This is a genomic window from Kribbella sp. NPDC004138, from assembly GCF_053603655.1.
Genome location: NZ_JBSGFZ010000024.1, coordinates 136,602 through 157,453, shown reverse-complemented (window position 1 = coordinate 157,453; position 20,852 = coordinate 136,602). Strand labels below are relative to the sequence as shown.

At 70.7% G+C, this 20,852-nt stretch carries 20 protein-coding genes; 14 read left to right on the top strand and 6 right to left on the bottom strand.

The genetic code is table 11. The features are described from left to right. Nucleotides 1-213 precede the first annotated feature (213 nt). On the top strand, nt 214-1,446 hold the full coding sequence (locus ACWEOO_RS30795; RefSeq protein WP_452146025.1) for an FAD-dependent monooxygenase: 1,233 nt from the start codon (nt 214-216) through the stop codon (nt 1,444-1,446). On the opposite strand, the gene ACWEOO_RS30790 is transcribed toward ACWEOO_RS30795, so the two are convergent. After that, complete coding sequence (locus ACWEOO_RS30790; protein WP_452146024.1) at nt 1,396-1,986, bottom strand: TIGR03086 family metal-binding protein; 591 nt, start codon at nt 1,984-1,986, stop codon at nt 1,396-1,398. The genes ACWEOO_RS30795 and ACWEOO_RS30790 overlap by 51 nt on opposite strands. Before the next feature lie 122 nt (nt 1,987-2,108). Next, nucleotides 2,109-2,687, bottom strand: a complete 579-nt coding sequence (locus tag ACWEOO_RS30785) for an HhH-GPD-type base excision DNA repair protein (protein WP_359927147.1) — start codon at nt 2,685-2,687, stop codon at nt 2,109-2,111. Between the two features lie 317 nt (nt 2,688-3,004). On the opposite strand from ACWEOO_RS30785, the gene ACWEOO_RS30780 reads away from it, so the two are divergent. Then, nucleotides 3,005-3,904, top strand: coding sequence for a GntR family transcriptional regulator (locus ACWEOO_RS30780; protein WP_452146023.1), 900 nt, complete (start codon nt 3,005-3,007; stop codon nt 3,902-3,904). A gap of 27 nt (nt 3,905-3,931) precedes the next feature. Beyond that, entirely contained in the window at nt 3,932-4,807 is an 876-nt protein-coding gene (locus ACWEOO_RS30775; RefSeq protein ID WP_452146022.1) for a hypothetical protein, read from the top strand. A 115-nt stretch (nt 4,808-4,922) separates the two neighbouring features. Here ACWEOO_RS30775 and ACWEOO_RS30770 read toward each other — a convergent pair whose 3' ends face one another. Beyond that, nucleotides 4,923-5,870, bottom strand: a complete 948-nt coding sequence (locus tag ACWEOO_RS30770) for an NAD-dependent epimerase/dehydratase family protein (protein ID WP_452146021.1) — start codon at nt 5,868-5,870, stop codon at nt 4,923-4,925. A 56-nt stretch (nt 5,871-5,926) separates the two neighbouring features. Here ACWEOO_RS30770 and ACWEOO_RS30765 point away from each other — a divergent pair, with 56 nt between their 5' ends. From ACWEOO_RS30765 to ACWEOO_RS30745, 5 genes are all read left to right on the top strand, one after another. Continuing rightward, nucleotides 5,927-6,601: an SDR family NAD(P)-dependent oxidoreductase gene (locus ACWEOO_RS30765; RefSeq protein WP_359927137.1), complete on the top strand. Its 675-nt coding sequence runs from the start codon at nt 5,927-5,929 to the stop codon at nt 6,599-6,601. 95 nt (nt 6,602-6,696) lie between these two features. After that, on the top strand, nt 6,697-8,205 hold the full coding sequence (locus ACWEOO_RS30760) for an LCP family protein (protein WP_452146020.1): 1,509 nt from the start codon (nt 6,697-6,699) through the stop codon (nt 8,203-8,205). 86 nt (nt 8,206-8,291) lie between these two features. Then, nucleotides 8,292-8,669, top strand: coding sequence for a YciI family protein (locus ACWEOO_RS30755; RefSeq protein ID WP_363717915.1), 378 nt, complete (start codon nt 8,292-8,294; stop codon nt 8,667-8,669). Between the two features lie 36 nt (nt 8,670-8,705). Then, nucleotides 8,706-9,515, top strand: a complete 810-nt coding sequence (locus ACWEOO_RS30750; protein ID WP_452146019.1) for an alpha/beta fold hydrolase — start codon at nt 8,706-8,708, stop codon at nt 9,513-9,515. Nucleotides 9,516-9,732: 217 nt separating this feature from the next. Continuing rightward, a complete protein-coding gene (locus ACWEOO_RS30745) occupies nt 9,733-10,359 on the top strand; it encodes a superoxide dismutase (RefSeq protein WP_359927129.1) in 627 nt (208 codons plus the stop codon). A gap of 56 nt (nt 10,360-10,415) precedes the next feature. Here the strand turns inward: ACWEOO_RS30745 and ACWEOO_RS30740 are convergent, their stop codons facing one another. Together ACWEOO_RS30740 and ACWEOO_RS30735 are read right to left on the bottom strand one after the other, a co-directional pair. Then, nucleotides 10,416-11,198: an alpha/beta fold hydrolase gene (locus ACWEOO_RS30740; RefSeq protein ID WP_452146018.1), complete on the bottom strand. Its 783-nt coding sequence runs from the start codon at nt 11,196-11,198 to the stop codon at nt 10,416-10,418. A 76-nt stretch (nt 11,199-11,274) separates the two neighbouring features. Further along, nucleotides 11,275-12,048, bottom strand: coding sequence for an alpha/beta fold hydrolase (locus tag ACWEOO_RS30735; protein WP_452146017.1), 774 nt, complete (start codon nt 12,046-12,048; stop codon nt 11,275-11,277). A 192-nt stretch (nt 12,049-12,240) separates the two neighbouring features. Here ACWEOO_RS30735 and ACWEOO_RS30730 point away from each other — a divergent pair, with 192 nt between their 5' ends. Then, on the top strand, nt 12,241-12,696 hold the full coding sequence (locus ACWEOO_RS30730; protein ID WP_359927121.1) for a phage holin family protein: 456 nt from the start codon (nt 12,241-12,243) through the stop codon (nt 12,694-12,696). Then, on the top strand, nt 12,693-13,061 hold the full coding sequence (locus ACWEOO_RS30725) for a DUF3618 domain-containing protein (RefSeq protein ID WP_452146016.1): 369 nt from the start codon (nt 12,693-12,695) through the stop codon (nt 13,059-13,061). The genes ACWEOO_RS30730 and ACWEOO_RS30725 overlap by 4 nt, the downstream gene beginning before the upstream one ends. Nucleotides 13,062-13,071: 10 nt before the next feature. On the opposite strand, the gene ACWEOO_RS30720 is transcribed toward ACWEOO_RS30725, so the two are convergent. Continuing rightward, nucleotides 13,072-14,361 carry an RNA polymerase sigma factor gene (locus tag ACWEOO_RS30720; RefSeq protein ID WP_452146015.1) on the bottom strand — a complete coding sequence of 430 codons (1,290 nt, stop codon included), beginning with the start codon at nt 14,359-14,361 and terminating at the stop codon, nt 13,072-13,074. Nucleotides 14,362-14,458: 97 nt separating this feature from the next. Between ACWEOO_RS30720 and ACWEOO_RS30715 the strand changes: the two genes are divergently transcribed. The 4 genes from ACWEOO_RS30715 to efeB all read left to right on the top strand — a co-directional run bounded on the left by ACWEOO_RS30715 (nt 14,459) and on the right by efeB (nt 20,832). Further along, nucleotides 14,459-17,446 carry a glycine--tRNA ligase gene (locus ACWEOO_RS30715; RefSeq protein ID WP_452146038.1) on the top strand — a complete coding sequence of 996 codons (2,988 nt, stop codon included), beginning with the start codon at nt 14,459-14,461 and terminating at the stop codon, nt 17,444-17,446. 60 nt (nt 17,447-17,506) lie between these two features. Continuing rightward, complete coding sequence (locus ACWEOO_RS30710; RefSeq protein ID WP_359927105.1) at nt 17,507-18,415, top strand: ribonuclease Z; 909 nt, start codon at nt 17,507-17,509, stop codon at nt 18,413-18,415. Between the two features lie 165 nt (nt 18,416-18,580). Next, a complete protein-coding gene (locus ACWEOO_RS30705) occupies nt 18,581-19,642 on the top strand; it encodes an EfeM/EfeO family lipoprotein (RefSeq protein WP_452146014.1) in 1,062 nt (353 codons plus the stop codon). Continuing rightward, on the top strand, nt 19,639-20,832 hold the full coding sequence (efeB, locus tag ACWEOO_RS30700; RefSeq protein WP_452146013.1) for an iron uptake transporter deferrochelatase/peroxidase subunit: 1,194 nt from the start codon (nt 19,639-19,641) through the stop codon (nt 20,830-20,832). The genes ACWEOO_RS30705 and efeB overlap by 4 nt, the downstream gene beginning before the upstream one ends. Nucleotides 20,833-20,852 lie beyond the last annotated feature (20 nt).

Sequence of the window (20,852 nt, the reverse complement as noted above, 5' to 3'; positions counted from 1 at the left end):
CCTGGGTCACTCACCAACCAAGCCCGCCGTAGCGGTCGCACGCTCAGCGTCGGGCGTGCACGGCCGGTCGGCCGCACTTGGTGAGTGGTGGCGGTCCGCCCCCCGCCGGGCGGATCTGGTGCGCCACGGCCGGTGTACTAGTGCGCGCTGGCGCCGACTCGCCAACCTAGTGCACCGTGTACGGCGTACGCGCACTAGCTAAGGGGTTACGAGATGAAGACTGTGCTGATTTCCGGTGGCGGGATCGCGGGGCCGGCGGTGGCGTTCTGGTTGCGGCGGTTCGGGTTTGCGCCGACGGTGGTCGAGATCGCGCCGGGGCCGCGGCCGGGCGGGCAGACCGTGGACCTACGCGGGGTGTCGCGGGTGGTCGCCGAGCGGATGGGGCTGATGCCGGCGGTCGCCGAACGGCAGCTGCACGAGCGCGGGCTCGCGTACGTGCGGGCCGACGGGCGGCAGTCCGCCGCGATGCCCGCGGAGCTCCTCGACGGCGCGGGGCCGGTCGCCGAGATCGAGATCCTGCGGGGCGACCTGGCCGGGATCCTGGCCGACGCGACGCACGAGGTGGAGTACCTGTACGGCGACTCGGTCACCGAGCTGACGCAGGACTCGAGCGGCGTCGACGTCACGTTCGCGAGCGGGACCCGGCGGCGGTTCGATCTGGTGCTCGGCGCGGACGGGGTGCACTCCCGGGTCCGGCGGCTCGCGTTCGGGCCGGAGGAGGAGTTCGTGCACCACCTCGGCGGCTACACGTCGTACTTCACGGTCGAGGCGCCGGAGGACCTGAAGCACTGGATGAAGCTCTACACCGCGCCGGGCGGGCGCTGGGTCGGCCTGCGGCCGGATCGGGATCCGCGGTTCGCGAAGGCGCTGTTGAGCTTCCGGTCGCCGGTGCTCAGCTACGACCGCCGGGACGTCGAGGCGCAGAAGCAGCTGGTGCGGTCGCGGTTCGAGGGGCTCGGCTGGCATGCCCCGCACATCCTGAACCAGCTGGCCGCGGCCGACGACTTCTATCTCGACTCGACCAGCCGGGTCGTCGTACCGGAGTGGTCCCGCGGGCGGGTCGCTCTGGTCGGTGACGCCGGGTACTGCGGTTCCCCGATGGCCGGCCACGGTACGGCGCTGTCGCTCGTCGGTGCGTACGTCCTCGCGGGCGAGCTGGCCGCCGCGGACGGCGATCACGCGCGGGCGTTCCCGGCGTACCAGCGCCGGATGTGGGCGTACGTCGAGCAGCGGATGGAGCTGCCGCCGGGCGGGATCAAGATGGCGATGCCGATGAGCAGGTTCGGGATCGCGTACCGGGATCTCGTGCTGCGCGTCATGACGTCGCGGCTGATGGCCGGGACGCTGGCGAAGGCAGCGATCGCGAAGCCGGACGCGATCGACCTGCCGGACTACTCAGTCCAGCGGGGAGACCCACTCCGGGTTGCGGCCGAGGAGGCCGAGTAGCTGGTCGAATTCGGGAGCCGTGCCGGAGACCTTGACGCTGCGTTCGAACGCGTAGCCGGCGCCGCGGTTCGCGTCGGTGTCGGGGATCCGGCGGGCCAGCTGGAGCGCCTGCTCGACCATGTCCGGCGGCGGGTTGTACGGGACGTCGATCGCGCGGGCCAGGTCCCAGGCGTGCACGACGCAGTCGAGCTGGTGGAAGGTCAGCGCGATCCGGCGCGGGAACGAGCCGAACTCGCGGACCTCCACCAGCCGGTCCAGCGCACCGCCGTCGGCGAATGCGTCCGCGACCCGCACGTTCGAGCGGCGGTAGGCGCCGGCCGGGTTGTCGCCGAGGCGGCCGCTGTTCCAGGTGTGGACGGAGGCGGTGCCGTTCAGCGCGGCGGCGGCCAGGCCCTCGTTCTGGCTGACCAGGTGGCGCATCAGGCCGCGGACGGTCCAGTCCGGGCACGGGGTGGGAAACCACAGGTGCTCAGGCCGGACCTGCATCACGACTTCCCCGAGCACCGCACCGGCCCTGCGATCCAGATCCCGGATGTCCATCCGCGCTCCTCCCGTGCCCTAGCGAGCATAGAGCGGTACGCCGGACTTCGCAGGGAATCTCGTGGAGTACAAGGGACAACCCGCGCCCGGCTGCTACAGATCGGGCGCCGGTGTCTCGTGGATCAGGCCTTGGCGGCCGCCTTCGCCGCCTTCTTGAAGTTGCGCACCTCGCCCAGGGACGCGGCGTCCGTGACGTCGGCGATCGAGCGCCGCGAGCCGCGGTCGCCGTAGTTGCCGGCCGCCTCGCGCCAGCCCTTCGGCGTGACACCGCGCTGCTTGCCGAGCAGGGCGAGGAAGATCTTCGCCTTCTGCTCCCCGAACCCCGGTAGCGCCCTGAGCCGCTTCAGCACCTCGGCGCCGTCCGGTTTCGGGCGGCCGGCCAGCCAGATGTTGGCGGCGTCGCCGTCGTACTTCGCGATGATCTCCTGCGCGAGCGCGTGCACCCGGCGGGCCATCGAGCCGCCGTACCGGTGGATCGCCGGCGGGGTGACGCAGAGCTCGACGAACGTCTCCAGGTCGGTCGCGGCGATCTTGTGCAGGTCGAAACCGTCCATCCGGTTCGCGATCTTCAGCGGGCCGGAGAACGCGTGCTCCATCGGGTACTGCTGGTCGAGGAGCATGCCGACCAGCAAGGCGAACGGGTCGTCGTTGAGCAACTTGTCGGCGTCCGGGTTGCCGGTGAGGTGCAGTTCGCGCAGCATGCGGCCCATCTTGACACGACGATCAGCGCGTGGGCACCCGCGTTCGCCACAGCAGATGGACGAAATACGGCGCCCCGATCAGCGCGGTCAGCAGGCCGGCCGAGATCTGCGCCGGGGCGAGCACCGGCGACCGAGGCTGTCCGCGAGGATCACCAGGTACACGAGCCCGAACGTCAGGACCGCGGTGCCGGCAGCGACCCCGGACAACAGCCAAATGCTTGCGGACGGCAACAGAACGAGCGTCGGGATCGCGGCACCGCACAGTACGGCGGACGCTGGCATAGTGCGCGTACGATGTACGTGCACTAGGAGGGGTGATGAGCGAAGCGCCGTACCAGGTGATCGCCGCCGAGCTGCGGCGGCGGATCGAGGCCGGGGAGCTCCGGCCGGGCGAGCGGGTGCCGTCGACGCGGGCATTGGTCCGCGACTTCGGAGTGGCGATGGCGACCGCGACCAAGGCGTTGCAGGTGCTGCAGGCCGACCGTCTCGTGCATGCCTCGCCCGGCGTCGGGACCGTGGTCGGTCCGCCGCCGCGCTCCCGGCGTACCGCTGCCGGTCCCGATGACGTGCCCGAACTGGACCGCGACGAGATCGTCCGGATGGGGATCGCGATCGCGGACACCGAGGGGCTCGCGGCGTTGTCGATGCGCCGGATCGCGACCGAGCTCGGGGTGTCGACGATGGCGCTCTACCGCTACGTCGGGGGCAAGGAGGCGCTCGTCGTCCAGATGGTCGACGCGGCCCTCGGCGAGTTTCCGTTGCGAGAGGTCTCCGGGAGCTGGCGAGACGCGGTGACGGCGGTGGCGTGGGTGCACTGGGCGGCGTACCGGCGGCATCTCTGGCTCGCCAGCGCGATCAGTCTGAGCCGGCCGCAGCTGGTGCCGCGGCTGCTGCCGCACACGGATGCGGTCCTGCGGGCGTTACGCGGGTTCGGGAAGGGCGCGGCGTTGTCGGCGACGATCAGCCTGTTCGCGTACGTGCGGGGGATCGCGCTGGTGATGGAGTCCGAGGCGCAGGCCGAGCAGGACACCGGCGTGACCGCGGACGAGTGGGCCGACCGGCAGGGCGACCAGTTGGCGGCGATGATCGCGGCCGGAAACCTGACGGCGTTTCAGGAACTCCTGGCCGACGGCTTCGACTACGACTACGACCTGGACCAGTTGTTCGAGTTCGGCCTGGCGATCTTCCTCGATGGGCTCGCCGCGCGGCTACGCTGAGTGCTGACGTCTTCTCCGGAGGTGGCGATGGAGCCTGTGTTCGCGCCGGGTGTGCCGGTCGGCGTACGGCGCTTGTACGAGCGCCGGCCGGAGTTGTTCGTGGCGGCCGACGCGCCGCGGCCGAAGCGGCAGACGTCGTGGTCGGCGGCGCCCGGCAACACGTTCGGGACGTTGCTGGTGTGGCTTGCGGTGTGTGTCGGGGGATGGATCCTGGCGCTGATCATCATGGCTGCCACGCTGCCGGCGTCCGTTGCCGCGTGGGGGTCCGTCGGGCTGGCGGGGGTCGCGGTGCTGGCGACCGGCGGCATCCTGGTGAAGACGGCGGTCGAGGACCGCGGGCACAAGGCGGTCCGGTTGCAGCACCGGAAGTACCTGCTGCCGCAGGACTTCGACGACCAGGCCGCGCGGCTGCTGACCCGGGCGCAGCGCGCGGTGAAAACGGTGCTCGAGGCAACGGTCACCCGACGCGGTCTGCTCGACGAGGTGCAGAACGAGCTGGTCCTGCCGGAGCAGCTGTGGGACATCGCGCAGGTGCTCCGCGAGCAGACCGTACTGCGGGCCAGGCAGGCGGACATCGCACGCGGCATGGCGACCGCTGAGCTCGACGCCGTCCTCGGCCCGCAGCGCAGGGCACTCGCGCTCTCGGCTGAGGCGATCACCCGCAAGGTCGACCTGCTGGACCAGTACGCGGACCGAGTCCGCTCCGCCGACGCCGCCCTGCGCGCCGAGGCGGCACTGGAGGACGGCGACCGCTACATCGAACTCCTCGCCCGCACCGAACCCGTAGGCGACACGTCCGTAGTCCAAGGCTTCACCGACGAGGCAGCCGCCCTCAAGGACACCCTCACCCGCTCCATCAACGCCGCCCGCGACGCAGGCCGAACCCTCGCGCTGCCCGAGTAGGCCGAGCAGGCGTGCAAGGTCGACAGGACGTGTCCGGCGGTCGAGCCTGGTTCGCGGTGTGCCCAGGCGGCGGCTTGGCGGCAGCGGCCGGACATGTCCTGTCGAGCGTGCACGTCTAGTGCCGCGCGAGGAGTTCCTGTTCCTCTTCGGGCGTCAGGCCGATCTTGAGGTCGGGTTCGCCGCGGTCGTGATCCCAGCGGAGGACGTCCGCGACGGTCTGGCGGAGGGGGGTGACGGGCATGCCGGCGGCGCGGGCCTTGGCGGGGTCGCGGCGGCGTTCGCCCCACTCGGCTTCGGGGTCCATCAGCGGGAAGCGCGGCGGTACGGCGTCGAACGGGATCGGCATGATGTCGGCGGTGCTGCCGGCGAGCTCGGCCGCGGTGTGGATCAGTTCGGCGATGGTGGAGTCGGGGCCGACGGCGTTGTAGGCGCCGGCGCGGTTGTCGGCGACGAGACGCAGGATCAGGCCGGCGACGTCGCGGCTGTCGACCAGTTGCAGCGGGGCCTCGGGACTGGTCGGGAGGGCGATCCGTCCGCCCCGGGCGCCGCGGCGGATCCAGTACAGCGCCGTACCGGAGGAGTCGCCGGGCCCGGTGACCCGGCCGGGGCGGACGAGCGTGGCGCGATCGCCGTACTGCTCGACGACGTCGTCCTCACAGGCGACCTTGCAGGGGCCGTACGTGTCGTTCGTGAGCACGTCGGCGTCGCGCAGCGGCTCGCGACGCGGCGCGGTCTCGTCGGTCCCGGCCGGCAGGTCCCGGACGTAGACCGCGTGGCTCGAGACGAACACGTACCGCCCGACCCGGTCGCCGAGCACGTCCATGGCCTGGTCGACGTCCCGGGTCCGGAACCCGCTGGTGTCCACCACCGCGTCCCACTCACCGGTCCGCAGCGCCGCGTAGTCCCCGGCCTCGCGATCCCCGATCAGTTGCGGCACGCCGGCGGGCAGCGGCGCCCCGCTCTTCCCGCGACTGAACGACGTCACCTCGTGGCCCTGGGCCAGCGCGTCGTCCACGATCGCGCGCCCGACAAACCCGTTCCCGCCCAGCATCAGAATCCGCACAACCGCCCAACCTAGCCCCGCCCCGTCCCGTCCGCGACCTGATTAGGCTGGCCGCCATGACCAACACAGTGGTGGTTGCCGGTGGCACCGGTGCGCTCGGCGTGGCGGTGACCGCGGAGTTCCTGCGCGCGGGGTGGCGGGTCGTCGTCCCCGGGCGGTCCGAGGAGTCGCTCGCCCGGCTCGGCACCGACCCGGCGCTGAACCCGATCGTCGCCGACCCGTTCGACCCGGCCGGTACGGCGGACGTCGTGGCGCTCGCCGCGTCCGACGAGAACGCCCCGCTGACCGCTCTGGTCAACCTCGTCGGCGGGTTCGCGTCCGGCGCACGGGTGCACGAGACGCCGGTCGAGGACTTCGAGAGCATCCTGCGGCTCAACCTGCGGCCGACGTACCTGATCACCCGGGGGGTCCTGCCGCACCTGGTCGCGGCCGGTGGTGGAGCGATCGTTTGTACGTCGAGCCGGGCGGCGCAGCACCCGTTCTCCGGCGCGGCCGGGTACATCACCGCCAAGGCCGGGGTGATCGCGTTCGCCGACGCCCTGCACGCGGAGTACGCGCGTGACGGCATCCGGGTGAACACCATCCTGCCCGGCACCATCGACACCCCCGCGAACCGCGCCGCGATGCCGGGTGCCGACACCAGCCGGTGGACGCCGCCGGAGCGGATCGCCGCCGTGGTCCGGTCGCTCGTCGAGACCGAAGGGTTCGACGGCGCTCATCTGACCGTTTGACAACCGATTGACCCTGTAACACGTCTGAACAGGTACAGCGTGCATCCTTCGGGGCACACTGATAGCGGGGGATCGACGGGGAGACAGGGGTGCCGATGGGGACTGCGCGCGCGACGGCGAAGCGGCCGCGGTCGATGCCGAACTTGCTGGGATCCACCCTGTTGGGCGCGCTCCTTCCAGGACTCGGGCTGATCATCGGCGGGCGGCGGCGGATCGGTGCGTTCGTGCTCACGCTCTTCCTCGGCCTGATCGGGCTCGGCGTGTACGTCGGTTTGACCCGGCGTGACGAGGTGCTCGCGGCCACCGTCGTACCGAGCCGGCTGCTGATCACGTCGGTGGCGATCGGCGCGCTGGCGTTCGCCTGGATCGTGGTCGTCGTGGCGTCGCACCGGTCGTTGCGCCCGGCAACGGGAGGGGCCGGCGGCCGGGCCTTCGGCGCGCTGTTCGTCGGGCTGTTGTGCTTCGCGATCGCCGCGCCGGCCGCGATCGGCGTCCAGAGCGTGCTGGCGCAGCGGACGCTGGTGCAGGACGTCTTCCAGGCGCAGGGCGAGAGCAAGAGCGCGACCCGGCCGTCGACGGTCAACACCAAGGACCCGTGGGAGAACAAGCAGCGGCTGAACCTGCTGCTGCTCGGCGGGGACGACGCGCCCAGCCGGGAGGGTGTGCGCACCGACACTGTGATCGTCGCGAGTATCGACACCAAGACCGGGAACACGGCGCTGATCTCGCTACCGCGGAATCTGACCTTCATGCCGTTCCCGCCGGACTCGCCGCTGTACAAGTACTACCCGGCGGGCTTCGGCAAGGAGGGGCTGAGTCTGGACGGCCGGCTGGAGTGGATGCTGACCGCGATGTACCAGAACGTGCCGGACGCACACCCCGGCATCCTCGGGCCGTCGGACAACGAGGGCGCGGACGTGCTGAAGCAGTCGGTGGGCGAGGCGATCGGGCTGAAGCTCGACTACTACCTGCAGGTCAACCTGCAGAGCTTCCCGGAGATCGTCGACGCGCTCGGCGGGATCCGGGTGAACGTCAACGAGCGGGTCGCGATGGGCGGCATCAGCAGCTCGCACATCCCGCCGAAGGAGTGGATCGAGCCCGGACCCGGCCAGCACCTCGACGGACGGCACGCACTGTGGTTCGCCCGGGGGCGGTACGGCGCCGACGACGACCAGCGGCAGATCCGGCAGCGGTGCGTGATCAAGAGCATCGTCGACGCGGCCGATCCGCAGACGCTCGTCACGAAGTACAAGGCGATCGCCCGCGCCGGCCAGCACCTGCTGCGGACCGACATCCCGCAGGAGTTGCTGCCCGCGATGGTGCAGCTGGCCCTGAAGGTGAAGTCGGGGACGGTCTCGAACGTCACCCTCGACTCCGAGAAGCTCCGCCTGAAGTACCTGCACCCCGACTACCAGGCCCTCCGCGACACCGTCGAGAACGCCCTCGAGTCCACCCCGCCGCCGACGACCACCCCGCCGGTCACCCCGGCCGCGCCGCCCACCACCCGCAAGCCGGCCGCCCCGACGACCACCGCACCCCCGGGCCCGACCCAGAACCTGGCCGACGCCTGCGCCTACAACCCGGCCGGCGACCAGCCCAACTGAAATCACCCGGTGCCGGGTGTCGATCCGGCGGGGGTCTGCTCGACGTGAGAGTAAGTGATGAACCGAAACCACGAGGAGCGGCAGCGATGCGTTACATGATCATCAACAAGGCGGACGCCGACAGCGAGGCCGGGAAGTTGCCGGCGCCGGAGGTGGCCGAGGCGGTCGGCGGGGTCGTCGAGGACCTGTCGAAGGCCGGCGTGCTGCTGTTCGCGGAGGGCGTGCATCGCAGCTCGCTCGGCGCCCGGGTCAGTGTCGACGGCGGCAAGCGCACGGTGACCGACGGCCCGTTCGCGGAGACCAAGGAGCTGGTCGGCGGGATGATCGTCGTCGAGGTCCGCAACCGCGACGAGGCGATCGAGTGGGCGGCCCGGCTGGCCGAGGCCCTCGGCCAGGAGGTCGAGGTCCGCAGGGTCGTCGAGGAAGCCGACTTCGGACCGGATGCGGACGTCTTCTCCAGCTGACTGTCCATTCGGCGCGGTTCCGTTCGTGGCACTGCCATGAACAACACACTGAAGGTTTCCGACGCAGAGCTGTACTACGAGGTGCGCGGATCAGGACCGCTGCTGGTCCTGGTCGGCGCGCCCATGGACGCGGACGCGTTCGCGCCGCTGGCCGACCTGCTGGCGGCCGACCACACCGTGCTGACGACGGATCCGCGCGGCGTGAAGCGGAGCACGCTCGAGGCCGGTGGTACGTCGCGGCCCGAGCAGCGGGCCGACGACCTGGCCCGGCTGATCCGGCACGTCGACGCCGGGCCCGCCGTCGTCCTCGGCTCCAGCGGGGGAGCGGTCAGCGCGCTGGCGCTGGCGCAGGACCACCCGGAGCTGGTCCGGACCGTGATCGCCCACGAACCGCCGCTGGACCGGCTGCTGCCGGACGCGGACGAGCTGCTGGCGAAGTCGGAGAAGCTGATGGCCGACTACCTCGCCGGGGACGTGAGCGGCGCCTGGAAGCAGTTCTTCGCGGTCGCGAACATCCAGCTGCCCGATGAGGTCGTGGAGATGATGTTCGGCGCCGACCGCGACCCCGAGCAGCTGGCGACCGAGTGGTTCTGGTTCGGCCACGAGATGCGCGAGTCGATCAGCTGGCTGCCGGACTTCGACCGGCTCTGCGCGGCCGACGTCGTGGTCGGGATCGGCGAGGAGTCCACCGGTCAGCTCTGCGACCGGACCTCGACCGCGCTGGCGGCCGGCCTGGGCGTCGAGCCGACCCGTTTCCCCGGTGACCACACCGGTTTCGTGGAGCGTCCGGAGGCGTTCGCGAAGGCGCTGCGCGACCTGCTGGAAGCCGTCCGCCGGTCGAGGTGAGACTCGCGCGTGGGTTGTCGGGGAGAGTATGTGAAGCTGGGGGTGTTCGGTGCGTACGCCGGGGTGTGCAGGCGGTCGCATCGGGCACCGGTCGGGATGCCGCGTTCGTCCGCGTGGCGACTTGACCTCAACCGTGGTTGAAGTTTCAAGCTGGTGCCGCTGAGACAGGACATCGGAGATATCGGCCCTCGCGCGGGGCCCTGACGAAGGAGCAGAGTTGACCACGTACACGCTTCCCGACCTCCCTTACGACTACGGCGCACTCGCGCCGAGCATCGCCGGCGAGATCATGGAGCTGCACCACGACAAGCACCACGCGACCTACGTGAAGGGTCTGAACGACACCCTGGACAAGCTGGCCGAGGCCCGCGAGAAGGGTGACTTCGGCGCGATCGTCGGGCTGGAGAAGACGCTCGCCTTCAACCTCGGCGGTCACGTCAACCACTCGATCTTCTGGAAGAACCTGTCTCCGGACGGTGGCGACAAGCCGGACGGCGAGCTGGGTGCGGCGCTCGACGACGCGTTCGGTTCGTTCGACGCCTTCCAGGGCCACTTCACCGCGGCGGCGACCACCATCCAGGGCTCCGGCTGGGCCATCCTCGGCTGGGACGCGCTGGCCGGGCAGCTCCTGGTCCACCAGCTGTACGACCAGCAGGGCAACCTGCCGGCCGGCCAGATCCCGCTGGTGATGCTGGACATGTGGGAGCACGCGTTCTACCTGCAGTACAAGAACGTGAAGCCCGACTACGTCAAGGCGTGGTGGAACGTCGTGAACTGGGCCGACGCCCAGGCTCGCTTCGACGCGGCCCGCGCCGGCGCCGGCGCCCTGATCACCGGCGCCTGACACACCCCGCAGTACGACGAAGGGCGTCCGGCGTGCAGCCGGACGCCCTTCGCGTGTCAGGCACAGAACCCGGCGATCACCGGGGCGATCGCCGCCGCCTTGATGACGTGGTTCTGACCCGGTACCTCGGTGTGCGCGGCCCCCGGTACCGCCGCCGCGAGCGCCCGGGTCGAGTTCTTCATCCAGGTCGGGCTCTTGCCGCCGTTCACGACCAGCACCGGCTGCTCGGTCCCGGCCCACTGGGCGGCGTCCATCGGGTCGCCGAAGCAGTTGCCGCCGAGCACCTGGGCGTCGTACGGCAGGGTGTGCGCGATCGCCTTCATCGGCTTCCAGGCCGGCATCAGCTTCATCATCGTGACGAAGATCCCGGGCAGCCCGATGCCCTTGGTGAAGAAGTACCTGATCGCGTCGTTCGGCTCGAGGGCCTGGAGGTCGGACACCCAGCTGCGCGGGATCTGCTTGCGGCTGTCGTCGACGACGTACGGCGGCTCGAACGCGACCAGCTTCTCGATCGGCAGCCCGGCCGCCGCCGCCCGCAGCGCCAGCGCCGCACCGGACGACGAGCCGTAGACGTACGCCGACCCGCCGGCCGCCTCGATCACGGCGGCCAGATCCTCGATTTCGCGCTCGACCGAGTAGTCGTTGGCGTCGCCGGAGTCGCCGCGGCCGCGCCGGTCGTAGTTGTGGACGGTGAACCGGTTCGCCAGCGCCTCGGCGAGCTCGGGCATCGGACCCTGCGCGCGGGAGCAGAGCGCGCCGTCGACGAGGACCAGGGCCGGGCCGTCGCCGCGCCGGTCGTACGCGATCGCCGTACCGTCCTTGGAAACGACAGTGCTCATCGGTGCGCTCGCTTCGTTCGGGGCGCGGCCGGTGGGCGAGCCGCGCTGTGGTTGACGATGACTTCACTCGGCTCGTTCATCCGAAGAACTCCGTGAGGAACGGCGCCAGGGCGGTGGGGTCGACATTGTGCTGCTGGTCGGGGACCACGCGGTGGGTGGCGCCGGGGATCGCAGCCACGGCTGCTTCGTTGCCGAGCTTCATCCAGTCCTCCGACGCGCCGCCGGTGAACACCCGGGTCGGCACCTGCACCGCCGACGCCGCGGCCGGGATCGAGTAGTCGCCCATCACGGTCGCGTCGTACGCGAGGGTGTGCGCGATCGCCTCCTGGGCCGGCCACCACGGCGACTCCTTCGCCATTGCGACGAACTCGGCCGGCAGCCCGACCACCTCGGCCATGAAGTACTCGGCTGCCTTGTCCCGGCGCCCCTCGGCGACGAACGCGCGGTAGATCGACGCGGTATCGGCCGGCGGCATCTTCCGGGTGCCTTCGAGGATGTACGGCGGCTCCCAGAGCGCGAGCTTGGTCACCGGGCGCCCGGCCGCCGTGGCGAGCAGGGCGAGGGCGGCCCCCGACGACGTGCCGTACAGGTGGGCTGTGCCACCGGCGGCAGCGAAGATCGCGTCCAGGTCCTCGAACTCGCGCTCGATCTGGTACTGCGCGCGGTCGCCGGAGTCGCCGCGGCCGCGCCGGTCGTAGTTGTAGACGGTGTGGTCCTGCGCCAGCAACGCCGCCAGCGGCGCGTTCGACATCCGGTCGACCGACCCGCCGCACACCAGAACAACCGCGGGTCCGTCACCCAGCCGGTCGTACGCAATGGCGGTGCCGTCCGCGGAAGTGACCTTCTCCATGATGTTTCCTCCAGTCTCGAGAGGCCGCTTGGCCGGCCTCGTCTGGTGCGTCGAACGTTGGGCCGGCGACTCGACACTCTGTGATCCAGATCACAGCAAGCCTCGACGATTCACAGGGTCCGGTCGAGCCGACACACTGCGTGGCCTCCGTGCGGATGGGTACCGGGCGGTCAGCCGAGGATGGGAGGAACCATGACGACGCGCCCGGATGTCGTCCGGCGCGAGGCCGGAGTGACCAAGGTGAACGGCCAGAGTGAGCCGGTCGGTGCGTTGGTGAGTCACCTGACCACCGACCTCAGTCGGCTCGTCCGCGACGAACTGGAACTGGCCAAAGCCGAACTGAAGGTCAAGGGCAAGGAGGCCGGCGTCGGCGCCGGGCTGTTCGGCGGGGCGGGCACGGTCGCGCTGTACGGTCTCGGAGTCCTGATCGCAGCGGCAGTCCTCGGACTCGCCACCGCGGTCCCCGCATGGTTGTCGGCCCTGATTGTGGCCGGTGCGCTGTTCGTGATCGCGGCCGTCGCGGCCCTGCTCGGCAAGCGTCACATCTCTCGTGCCACTCCGCCCGTTCCGCAGCGTGCCGTCGGCGGCATGCACGACGACATGGAAGCACTCAAGGGCCACCAGCCGCAGGGAAAGGCGATGCCATGACCACGAAGAACGCCACGCATCGGGAGCCGATGTCCGAAGCCGAGACGCTCCGGGTCGATCTCGAGCAGACTCGAGCGAGCCTCGCCGACACCGTGCAGGAACTGAGCCGTCGGCTGAACGTGCCGCATCGGGTCAAGGAGTCCGCCGGAAACGCCGGGCACCGTGCGGCCGACGCGGCCGGTCGGGTCGGGCACCGGGCGGCTGCGGTCGCCGGTCAGATAGGTGAGCGGATGAAACACGTACCCGGCGCGCTGATGGAGTTGCCTGCGCTCGGCCGGCGCCACCCGAGGGCCTCGGCGGCCATCGGCGGAGCGGTGGCGCTGTGCGTCGGCGCCGGGGCCTGGATGGCAAGACGAACCAAATAGGGCCGCCCGGCTATTGGCCGGCCGGCAAGCAGGCCGCCGCCCGCTCGAGCAGGAGCTTCCGCTCGCGTTCGTTGCGGGTCAGGGCGGCGGCCTTCTCGAACTCGACCCGTGCCTCGTCGAGCCGGCCGAGTTTGAACAGCAGGTCCCCGCGGACGCTCGGCAGCAGGTGATAGTCCTTCAGGGACGGGTCGTCCGCGAGCAGGTCGACCGCCCGCAGGCCTTGTTCCGGGCCGAACGCCATCGAGATCGCGACCGCCTGGTTCAGCTCCACGACCGGTGACGGGGTGACCTGCGCGAGCACGGCGTACAGGCCGGCGATGCGGGCCCAGTCGGTGTCCTCGGGGTCGGCCGCGCGGGCGTGGCAGGCGGCGATCGCGGCCTGCAGCAGGTACGGGCCGGGCGGCTTCTCCAGGGCCCAGGCACGGTCGATTCCTTCGAGGCCCCGGCGGATCAGCAGCCGGTCCCAGCGGCGGCGGTCCTGGTCGAGCAGCAGCACCGGCTCGCCGTCGGCGCCGACGCGCGCGTTCGCCCGCGACGACTGCAGTTCCATCAGCGCGAGCAGCCCGAGGACCTCGGGCTCGGTCGGCATCAGCTCGACGAGCAGCCGGCCGAGCCGCATCGCCTCGTTGCACAACGCCGGCCGCATCCAGTCGTCGCCGGCCGTCGCCGAGTAGCCCTCGTTGTAGATCAGGTAGACGACCTCGAGCACGGACTGGAGCCGGTCCAGCAGGTCCGGTCCGGACGGCACCTCGAACTGGACCTCGGCCTTGGCCAGGTTGCGCTTGGCGCGGACGATGCGCTGCGCGATCGTCGCCTCCGGGGAGAGGAACGCCCGGGCGATCTCGTCGGTCTTCAGGCCGCCGAGCAGTTTGAGCGTCAGCGTCACCCGTGCGTCCATGGTGAGCACCGGGTGGCAGGCGGTGAACACCAGCCGGAGCAGGTCGTCCTCGATGTGGTCCTCGAGGATGGCTTCCACCCTGCTTTCCACGCTGTCCTCGACGCTGTATTGTCCGCCGTCGATCTCCAGCTCGTGGCCCATCTCGGCGAGCTTGCGCTGGTAGGTCTCCTTGCGCCGGATCAGGTCGATCGCCCGCCGCTTGGCGATCGCCATCAGCCAGGCGCCCGGGTTGTTCGGTACGCCGGACTCCGGCCACTGCTCCAGCGCGGCCACCAGGGCGTCCTGCGCCAGCTCCTCCGCGAGCCCGACGTCCCGCACGATCCGCGCGACGCCCGCGACGATCCGCGCCGACTCGATCCGCCAGACCGCGTCGACCGCCCCCTGCGCATCCGTTACCGTCACCCGCCGATAGTAGATCCGGGAGCCGGCACCCGCGCACGCCTAATAGACTTCGCTGCGAGATCCCCCCGACGACGGCTCGAGGTTTGCTGTGCTCACCATGCAGGACGCGCTGCTCGCGCTGACGAAGTACTGGACCGACCGTGGCTGCATGGTCGTGCAGCCGTTCAACACCGAGGTCGGTGCCGGGACGCTGAACCCGGCGACGATCCTGCGGGTGCTCGGTCCCGAGCCGTGGCGGGTGGCGTACGTCGAGCCGAGTGTCCGGCCGGACGACAGCCGGTACGGCGAGAACCCGAACCGGCTGCAGACGCACACCCAGTTCCAGGTGGTGCTCAAGCCGGACCCGGGCAACCCGCAGGAGCTGTTCCTGGACAGCCTGACCGCGCTCGGTATCGACATCGACGCGCACGACGTCCGGTTCGTCGAGGACAACTGGGCGAACCCGGCGACCGGCTCCTGGGGTCTCGGCTGGGAGGTCTGGCTGGACGGCCTGGAGATCACCCAGTTCACGTACTTCCAGCAGGCCGGCGGGATGACGGTGGACCCGGTGTCGGTGGAGATCACCTACGGCATCGAGCGGATCATGATGGCGCTGCAGGGCGTCTCGCACTTCAAGGACATCGCCTACGCGCCCGGCATCTCGTACGGCGAGGCCTTCGGCCAGGCGGAGTACGAGATGAGCCGCTACTACCTCGACGACGCGGACGTGGAGTCACAGAAGCGTTTGTTCGAGGAGTACGCAGCTGAGGCGCGCCGGATGATCGACGACCGGCTCCCGGTGCCCGCGCACATCCAGGTGCTGCGCTGCTCGCACACCTTCAACGTCCTCGACGCCCGCGGCGCGGTCAGTACGACGGAGCGCGCGAAGGCGTTCGGCCGGATGCGCACGCTGGCCCGCGAGGTGTCGCGGCTGTGGGCGGAGCGCCGCGAGGAGCTGAAGCACCCGCTGGGTCTGGCCGAGCTCCCGCCGGCCGCGCCGGAGCCGACCGAGTTCCCGAAGATCAGCGGGACCCGGCAGCTGACGTTCGAGATCGGCACCGAGGAGATGCCGCCGTCGGAGGTCACCAAGACCGCCGCGGCGGTGCAGGCCGCGCTGGAGGAGAAGCTGGCCGCGACGCGGCTCGGCCACGGGAAGATCACGACGTACGCGACGCCGCGCCGGGTGGTGGCGTTCGTCGCCGAGGTGCAGGCCGGTGAGCCGGACGCCGAGCGGGTGGTGCGCGGTCCGCGGAAGTCGGCCGCGTACGACGCCGACGGCAACATCACGAAGGCCGCCGCCGGGTTCGCCCGCGGTCAGAAGGTCGACGAGAGCGAGCTGCACGACCTGGACGTCGACGGCGTCGAGTACGTCGCGGTCACCAAGCCGGACCCGGGCCGCGGTGCGGCCGAGGTGCTGAGCGGCGTCCTGAGCGAGATCGTCGCCGGGCTGCGCTCCGACAAGAACATGCGGTGGAACGACGCCAAGCTGTCGTTCACCCGGCCGATCCGCTGGCTGGTCGCGCTGCTCGGCGACGAGATCGTCCCGGTCTCCGTGTCCAGCCTGGCGGCCGGACGGACGACCCGGGTGCACCGGACCGCCGCGCAGCCGAAGGTCGAGATCGCGTCCGCCGAGGGGTACCTGGACCTGCTCCGGATCCACGGCATCGAGGCCGACCCGACGCGTCGCCGCTCGACCGTCGTGGCCGCGGCGACCGAACTGGCCAAGAGCGTCGGCGGCACCGTCGACGTCGAGGGCGAGGCCGCGCTGGTCGACCAGATCGTCAACCTGATCGAGGAGCCGACGCCGATCCTCGGCGGCTTCGCGGCCGACTACCTGGACCTGCCGGGCGAGATCCTCACGACCGTGATGCGCAAGCACCAGCGCTACCTCCCGGTCCGGGACGCCGACGGCAAGCTGCTGCCGCACTTCGTTGCCGTGGCCAACGGTTCGGTGGACGAGGACGTGGTGCGGGCCGGCAACGAGGCGGTCCTGCGGGCGCGCTACGAGGACGCCGCATTCTTCTGGCGGGCCGACCTGGACACGCCGCTGGACGCGATGAAGAACGAGCTGGACAAGCTCGCGTTCGAGGAGCGGCTCGGCTCGATGGCCGACCGCGCCGGCCGGATCGCGCGGGTGGCCACGAAGCTCGCCGAGGTCGTGGAGCTGGGCGGCGACGACCTGACAACGCTGCAGCGGGCGGCCGAGCTGGCGAAGTTCGACCTGGGCTCGCAGATGGTGGTCGAGCTGACCAGCCTGGCCGGCACGATGGCCCGCGAGTACGCCCGGCGCGCCGGTGAGACCGAGGCGGTCGCGCAGGCCCTGTTCGACATGGAGCTGCCGCGGTCGGCCGGCGACCCGGTGCCGTCCACGACGCCGGGCGCGCTGCTCGCGCTCGCCGACCGGTTCGACCTGCTGGCCGGCCTGTTCGGGATCGGCGCGAAGCCGACCGGAAGCTCCGACCCGTTCGCGCTCCGGCGCGCCGCGGCCGGTGTGGTCGCGATCCTGCGCGAGCACCCCGAGCTGCGGGCGATCACGCTGCCGGTCGGGCTGCAGGCGGCCGCGGACGAGATCGGCGCGCAGGGCATCGAGGTACCGGCCGACTCCCTCGACGAGGTGGTCGACTTCACCGTCCGGCGGTACGAGCAGCAGCTGCTCGATCGCGGCGACGACCACCTGCAGGTGGCCGCAGTGTTGCCGTTGGCAACTGCTCCGGTGGTCGCCGACGAGACCCTGGAGACGCTGCACGGCCTGGTCGGCAACAGCGAGTTCGCCGACCTGGTCGCGGTGCTCCAGCGGGTCCGCCGGATCGTGCCGGAAGGCACCGCGGCGGAGTACGACGCCGGCAAGCTCACCGAGCCCGCCGAGGTCGTGCTGCACGAGGCGGTCCAGAAGATCGGCGCCGCGCCGACCGCGCTGGCCGACTTCGTCGCGTCCGCGACGGTGCTGGTCGAGCCGGTGAACGCGTTCTTCGACGAGATCCTGGTGATGGCCGAGGACCCGGAGCTCCGGGCGGCCCGGCTGGGGTTGCTGGCCACCATCAGCAAGCTGGCGGCGCCGGTCCTGGACTGGCAGGCGCTGGGCACCAGCCTGAACCCCACGGACTGATGGCTCCCGCAGGGGTTGCCGACCGGGCCGAGCGCCGCGCGCCGACGTCGGTGGCTGCGCTTGCGTGAGTTCGTCGTGCTCGGGACCGGCAGCCAGGTGCCGTCCCGCGAACGGACGCAGAACGGGTACTTCCTGCGCTGGGACGACGAGGGCTTCCTGTTCGATCCCGGCGAGGGGACGCAGCGGCAAATGATCTTCGCCGGGATCGCGGCCGGCGCGATCACCCGGTTGTGCGTGACGCACTTCCACGGCGATCACTGCCTCGGGGTGCCGGGCGTGGTGCAGCGGCTGTCGCTGGACGACGTACCGCATCCGGTGCGGGCGCACTATCCCGCGTCGGGGCAGACGTACTTCACGCGGTTGCGGTACGCCGCGTCGTTCTACGAGCGGGCCGAGTTGCTCGAGGAGCCGGTCGAAGAGGACGGGTTGTTGTCCGTCGGCTCCTTCGGGCAGTTGTGGGCGCGCCGGCTGGAGCACCCGATCGAGTCCTTCGGGTACCAGTTGATCGAGCCGGACGGCCGCCGGATGCTGCCGGACAAGCTCGCGGCGTACGGCGTCACCGGACCGGCCGTCGGTCGTCTGCAACGGGCCGGGTCGTTGGAGGTGAACGGCCGTACGGTCAGGGTGGAGGACGTCAGCGAACCGCGGCCCGGCCAACGGTTCGCGTTCGTCATGGACACGCGGCTGTGCGAGAACGTGCTGCGGCTGGCCGACGGCGCCGATCTGCTCGTGATCGAGTCGACGTACCTGTCGTCCGAAGCCGAGCTCGCGCGGCGTTTCGGGCATCTCACCGCCCGGCAGGCCGCCCGGGTCGCGGCCGAGTGCGGTGTCCGGAAGCTGGTGCTGACGCACTTCTCCCAGCGGTATCTGGAGCCCGAGCGTTTCCACGAGGAGGCCGCCGCCGAGTTCGCGGGGGAGATCGTAGTGGCTTCCGATCTCAGCCGGCTCTCAGTTCCGGCCCGTCGTTGACGAACAGTGCGTGACGCCTGGGCAAACAAAGGCTTCGGCCGGCGATTACGGAATTAGCATTACCGGCGAATATAAATCGCCGATCCCCAGGAGCCCTCCGTCGTGCGCAGTCCACGTCCCGTGCCGGCGGCTGTCGCAGTGGTTGTCCTGGGCACCCTTCTCGCGGTGACGGTGTGGCGACCGTGGAAGAGCTCCGCCGACGCGAGTACCGCCTCGACCGGGATCACGGTGTCGCGCAGTCAGTGCGGACAGGGCTGGACCGGCGTGAAGGCCGGACGGCAGACACTCGTCGTGCACAACACCGGCGACGCGGCCGCCGAGGTGGACGTGGTCGAGATCGACAGCTCGAAGGTGTACGGCGAGGTGGAGGGACTGGGCCCGAACACGAGCGCGTCGATGGACGTGCAGCTCGGCGCCGGGCGGTACGCGATCCGCTGCCTGATCGAGGACACCGACGTGATCACCGGCCCGACGGTCACGCTGACCGGCGACGCGGCGGGCGGCCCGGCCGTCGTACCTGTCACGAAGAACGACCTGCTGCCGCTGGTGAAGAAGTACCAGGCCGGTGTCGCTCGCGGTGTCGCAGACCTGGTCGTGAAGACGGACAAGCTGCGTACTGACGTGGACGCCGGTGACCTGGCGGCTGCTCGCGCCGACTGGCTGCCGGCGCATCTGGCGTACAACTCCCTTGGTGCGGCCTACGATGCGTTCGGAGACTTCGCGGGCAAGATCGACGGGTCCGGCTCGGGCTTCCATCGGCTGGAGAAGGGCCTGTGGCACCAGGCTTCGGCCGCCGGGCTGAGGCCTGTCGCGGATCAGTTGGCGGCAGATGTCCACGGTTTGCAGAAGGATCTGCCTGACGAGCAGGTGGATCCGAACGACCTCGGGCTGCGCGCGCACGAGATCATGGAGAATGCGCTCCAGTTCGAGCTGACCGGCGAGAACGACCAGGGCAGCGGTACGTCGCTGAACACCGCGCTGGCGAACCTGAACGGCACGGCGAACGTGCTCGCCGTCCTCAACCCGGTGCTGAAGCCCCGCTATGCCGATCTGCCTGAGGTGCAGAAGTGGGAAGACCGAGTGCGCGCGCTGCTGACGGCGCATCAGGGCACCCCGGTCGAACGGCTGGACCGGACGACTCGGGAACAGCTCGACGGTGCCGTCGGCGAGCTGCTGGAAAAGCTGGCACCCGTCGCCACCATCTGCGAAGTCCGGAGGGCGTCATGACGGGCGTCGGGCGTCGGTCCTTCCTCCGTGGCGCCCTCGCCGGCACCGGTGCGGCGGTGGTCGCCGGGCTGCCGGCGTCTGCCGACTCGGCGACGCCGACCGCGGTGCCGTTCCATGGCGTCCACCAGGCCGGTGTCACGACCGCCCAGCAGAAGCAGGCGATCTTCGCGTCGTTCGATGTGATTGCTGTAGGCAAGCATGAGCTGACCGACCTGTTCAGGACGCTGACGGACCGGGCGCGACTGCTCACGGCGGGTGGCGCACCGGCGCCGCTCGGCATCACCGCCCCGCCGGCCGACTCCGGCGTACTCGGTCCGGACATGCCCGGCGACGACCTGACCGTCACCGTCGGCGTCGGAGCCTCGCTGTTCGACGAGCGGTACGGCCTGGAGGATCGCAAGCCGGCGAAGCTGACGGCGATGAAGGAGTTCCCCGACGACAGCCTGGACGAGAGCCTGTGCCACGGGGACCTGAGCCTGCAGTTGTGCGGGTCGGAGACCGACACCGTGCTGCACGCGCTGCGGGACGTTGCGCGGCACACGCGCGGCGCGATGCAGCTGCGCTGGCGGGTCGACGGCTTCCGGAGCCTGCCGCGGCCGGCCGGTACGTCGCGCAACCTGATGGGGTTCAAGGACGGCATCGTCCAGCCGGCGCCGGCCGACCACGACAAGCTCGTCTGGGTCGGCACAGGGAACGGTGAGCCGGCGTGGACCGAGGGCGGCAGCTACCAGGTGCTGCGCCAGATCCGGATGCTGGTCGAATTCTGGGACCGGGTGTCGGTCGGCGAGCAGGAGGACATGTTCGGCCGCCGCCGCGACTCCGGAGCGCCGTTGGACGGCAACAGCGAGACCGATCGCCCGGACTATGCGGCCGACCCGACCGGTACGGCGATCCCGCTGACCAGCCACATCCGCAGGGCCAACCCGCGGACCGCGGAGACCGCGGCCAGCCAGTTCCTGCGCCGCGGCTACAACTACGACAAGGGCACCGACGCCGTCGGTGACTTGGACATGGGGCTGCTGTTCTGCGCCTACCAGCAGGACATCGCCCGGCAGTTCGAGGCCGTGCAGACCAGGCTGGCCGACGAGCCCCTCGTCGACTACATCCGGCCGGTCGGCGGCGGCTACTTCTTTGTGCTTCCCGGTGTTCGGGACGGCGACGACCACTTCGGGCGGTCGTTGCTCGGATGAGTGATCCAGAAGGAGAGAGG

Bases quoted from the DNA above. Each gene is read 5' to 3' on its own strand.
- ACWEOO_RS30795 (WP_452146025.1), top strand. From the start codon at position 214: ATGAAGACTGTGCTGATTTCCGGTGGCGGGATCGCGGGGCCGGCGGTG.
- ACWEOO_RS30790 (WP_452146024.1), bottom strand. From the start codon at position 1,986: ATGGACATCCGGGATCTGGATCGCAGGGCCGGTGCGGTGCTCGGGGAA.
- ACWEOO_RS30785 (WP_359927147.1), bottom strand. From the start codon at position 2,687: ATGCTGCGCGAACTGCACCTCACCGGCAACCCGGACGCCGACAAGTTG.
- ACWEOO_RS30780 (WP_452146023.1), top strand. From the start codon at position 3,005: ATGAGCGAAGCGCCGTACCAGGTGATCGCCGCCGAGCTGCGGCGGCGG.
- ACWEOO_RS30775 (WP_452146022.1), top strand. From the start codon at position 3,932: ATGGAGCCTGTGTTCGCGCCGGGTGTGCCGGTCGGCGTACGGCGCTTG.
- ACWEOO_RS30765 (WP_359927137.1), top strand. From the start codon at position 5,927: ATGACCAACACAGTGGTGGTTGCCGGTGGCACCGGTGCGCTCGGCGTG.
- ACWEOO_RS30760 (WP_452146020.1), top strand. From the start codon at position 6,697: ATGGGGACTGCGCGCGCGACGGCGAAGCGGCCGCGGTCGATGCCGAAC.
- ACWEOO_RS30755 (WP_363717915.1), top strand. From the start codon at position 8,292: ATGCGTTACATGATCATCAACAAGGCGGACGCCGACAGCGAGGCCGGG.
- ACWEOO_RS30750 (WP_452146019.1), top strand. From the start codon at position 8,706: ATGAACAACACACTGAAGGTTTCCGACGCAGAGCTGTACTACGAGGTG.
- ACWEOO_RS30740 (WP_452146018.1), bottom strand. From the start codon at position 11,198: ATGAGCACTGTCGTTTCCAAGGACGGTACGGCGATCGCGTACGACCGG.
- ACWEOO_RS30735 (WP_452146017.1), bottom strand. From the start codon at position 12,048: ATGGAGAAGGTCACTTCCGCGGACGGCACCGCCATTGCGTACGACCGG.
- ACWEOO_RS30730 (WP_359927121.1), top strand. From the start codon at position 12,241: ATGACGACGCGCCCGGATGTCGTCCGGCGCGAGGCCGGAGTGACCAAG.
- ACWEOO_RS30725 (WP_452146016.1), top strand. From the start codon at position 12,693: ATGACCACGAAGAACGCCACGCATCGGGAGCCGATGTCCGAAGCCGAG.
- ACWEOO_RS30715 (WP_452146038.1), top strand. From the start codon at position 14,459: ATGCAGGACGCGCTGCTCGCGCTGACGAAGTACTGGACCGACCGTGGC.
- efeB (WP_452146013.1), top strand. From the start codon at position 19,639: ATGACGGGCGTCGGGCGTCGGTCCTTCCTCCGTGGCGCCCTCGCCGGC.